Source organism: Prosthecobacter sp. (genome assembly GCF_044373815.1).
Lineage (GTDB): Bacteria > Verrucomicrobiota > Verrucomicrobiia > Verrucomicrobiales > Verrucomicrobiaceae > Prosthecobacter.
Genome location: NZ_JBIPNG010000620.1, coordinates 1 through 3,265 on the forward strand (window position 1 = coordinate 1; position 3,265 = coordinate 3,265).

Below are 3,265 nucleotides of genomic sequence, written 5' to 3' on the forward strand. Positions count from 1 at the left end.
TGGTCGGCGCATTGCGCAACAATGCTCGATTTGCCAACGCCAGGAGGTCCCCAGATCATTAGACTCAGCTTGACGTCGTTGGACAGAACTGCAGCCAGTGAACTGGCTAGCACCTGAGGAGTTTTCACCGTGCCATGAGATGTGCTGCCAGGCTTTAAGGAGGTCTTGGTCATAGGGGCTTCTCCTTAAGCGGCTCTCCCATGGACATGAGCCGAGTTGTCGCGAGTTCTGCTGCCTTGATATGGTGGCCACTTGCGATCTGCCTGAGCATCGCGACAGAACTGTCAGCCCTTCCAGCCAGTGCAAGGGCATGAGAACTGCCGCCAGAGCGCATTGCCCATGCGATTATAGATTGGGGGCAATCCGGCGATTTTAGCACGGATTTGATGGCTGTTACCGGCAACCGCAAAAATAGGTCTGGGTCTTCCAGTAACTGCAGGAGAATCGCGGGGTTGGCAAAAAACTCATTCGGGAATTTAGGTGCAAGTTTCAGCAAGGTGTCTTTTGGGCAAGCGGGATTCAGTACCACATTGCGCAAAACCGATGACGAACGGGATTGCCCCAGTTTTGCTAGCGTCGAACTGGATACATGGCTGTGTTGAGCGATTTGGCTATCCAGTCTGTCAGAAGCTCCAACCATCTTGTCGAGAGCAGTTGCTGATAGGCTGGTCAGATCTGGATCGGCTGCCTCATCTAACTTCATCAGCCCTCCGTAACTGGTAGCGAGAGTAATTCGCGGACCAGTTCACTGTAGGTGATGGGATCGCTGCCGCTGACGTCCAGCTTGACCGTTTGATCACCGCCGAAGTCCTCGAAGTCGTAGCCGGAAAGGGACCAGCCGGGCTCGACATCAATAGAGGCTCGAGCGCCTTCCGTGCGCTTGTAAACGCTCCATATCATACCGGCGCCGCCCTCTTCGAATTCCCATCCCTTGGCCTTGAGGCCCCGAAGAGAGCCGAGCGGAACCTTTGTGCCGTCTCTGGCCCTGATCAGGTCCTCGGTTTCAGGCCCCTCGGCAAACCACTTTCGTGCAAGTTGAGGGAATGGCTGGGTGAGTTTGTTATCAGCAAAGATATGAAGCCAGGTATCGACCTTATCTCCGAGAAGTAGCGGGTGAGGCAGAGTAACCATCGCTTCATCGTCGAGAGTGAGTTCGGCACCATCTGAGGTGACATAGCGTCCATCAGTATCGATCCTGAAGGCCGTATCGGGCTTATCGCCTTTCACAGTTGCCCAAACGAGAGTGCAGACCATCTTCGAGAGCAGCGGGTGAATTGCCACAATCTCCTTGAAAGTTGCGCTATCCCATTCTCGCCGGAGAAGCATGGCCTGCTCGAACCGTTTTTTCTGATCTGTTGCCTGCCCCTTCAGGGCCGCCTTAAACTCCGTCCACTGGGCAGTCGCTGTCTTGGCCTTGTGGGCGTTGTCGGCCTTAACCGGCTTTGGCAATGTCTTCTGGGCATTGCCGTCACCGTCCGTGAGGAATGCTTCGAGGTTCGCATTAATTGTGACCACAAACCTGCGTGGGCCAAAGTCCAGCGACATTTGCCCATTGGAGTCCAGTCCAAGATCCGGAACGGACAGGTCCTCCAGCATCGCCGGCGTCAACCCACGATCTCTAGCGACGTCATCCAGCACTTCTTGAGCTATTTTTCTCGATTTGTCATTTGAACTGGAGCGAGCGATCGCCTGAAGTCCTGCGATCGCTGTGCTGCTGCCCATAGCCGCGAGCACATCAATGACCGGTGTAGCGGCCGTTGGAGGAGCATTCCTGTAGGATTTGCCAAGTAGGGCCGCGGCTCTGTTATTCCCCAAGTATGCCAACGCATATAGGAAACCAATGCCATCCTTTTTGGAACCATTCCTGCTCCAAACGTCGAATGTGCTGAGCGCAAACTCTGCCAGCGAATGCCGGTCACAGGCTTCAATGACTTCTTGCAAGGCCGAGTTTTGCAGATGGCAAGTCGATACCAGCATCATCCGGACGAGAGTTTCGACAGCGTGTGGGGGCAAAGCTTCGCCGGAACCCTTGAGTGTAGGCGCGGGGTGTGCGCTGGCGGTGAAGTATGCTGGCAGTTTCGGCATTTTTTTCGGCAAAAAATCAGCCCGGGAGTCGTATCCCAGAAACTCAATCGCTACCGCTTGCGCTTCCTGGCCAAACTTCAGGGCGCAGTCGATTATCTGCTGCCTCGAACCATTCTCAGCAAGCAAGCGGAGGGCCTGCTGAGCATTGCTCCGCTCATTCAAATCGCTTCCAAAGGAGCATTTTAACAACCCGGTAACGGTGGTTTCATGGAAGAGCCTGAACCAGGCTTGCACGTGTTTGGCTCTTCCAGGCTGGCTAAGGGTTTCAGCCATGAAGGAGGCCAAGGATTCCGCATTAAGGTGCGACAGGCAACCGAGTGCATGCTCATCTCCCGCTTTGGCAATGCTCTGCAGCGCCTCGGATGCAGATGGGCCAATCCTATACGCCAGGGCGCAGTAGTGTATTTTTTCAGCTCCGCTCCAAAGCCACTTTATTTTTACGGACTCAAATATTTCCAGATATTTTTGAATATCGCCATATTCAAATATCCCGATATCATTAAAGTCAATTTCTTTCTCTACATGATTTGTGAAAATTAATCCATTTTCGAGTCTTTCGGCGTATGAAATGAATTCTTTGTCTTTAAGCAAATCTTCGTCATTTGACCAAATGCGTAGATCAGCGCTGCCGAGGGTGGCGATAGATGTTTTAATCGCAACAAAGTGATTGAATGTGTTGGTGAACCCCATCCCAATGTTGATACTCAACGGCCCCTTTCCCCAGTCGTGTCCGCGATCCACCTGTTCAGTGTAATATGTATTGAATGCCACTTCCTGATGGTGGCGCAATAATCCATTGACCTTCCAGATACGGGAAGATGACGATTCCTTGCAAACCCTTGAAATCGGATTTTTAATGAATTTCCTAGTTTCCGTCCCCCATTCCGTATTTTCGATATCCGTTAGAGTTTTTTCTATCGTGGATATGAATTTTGAAAAGTCTGACCGCTTCTTGTCTGCGGATCGCTTGTCAGATTTGATTTCGCACATTTGGACGCAGGCCGACTGCAAATCTGGGGGGAAGTGAAACTCAGGCGCAGATGGAGCAGGCGCTTGAACGTTGATTGGACCGGTGGGCTCAGGCTTTTGTGGTGGCCACGCACCTAGGCGAAGCGATGGAGGCAGTGAATTATCATTGTAGATGGCGCCGGTTTCAGTTTCGGGCTCCGCGCTGCAGGCC

The 3,265-nt window shown here is 52.6% G+C and carries 2 protein-coding genes; both read right to left on the reverse strand.

The window, feature by feature from the left end:
• Positions 1-169 precede the first annotated feature (169 nt).
• Positions 170-703 carry a hypothetical protein gene (locus ACIREA_RS29235; RefSeq protein WP_397385853.1) on the reverse strand — a complete coding sequence of 178 codons (534 nt, stop codon included), beginning with the start codon at positions 701-703 and terminating at the stop codon, positions 170-172.
• The coding region (locus ACIREA_RS29240) for a DUF4132 domain-containing protein (RefSeq protein ID WP_397385854.1) at positions 703-3,265 on the reverse strand (2,563 nt) is incomplete at its 5' end. The genes ACIREA_RS29235 and ACIREA_RS29240, both read right to left, overlap by 1 nt.

Excerpts from the sequence above, each read along its gene's own strand:
- ACIREA_RS29235 (WP_397385853.1), bottom strand. The coding sequence starts at position 703 with ATGAAGTTAGATGAGGCAGCCGATCCAGATCTGACCAGCCTATCAGCA.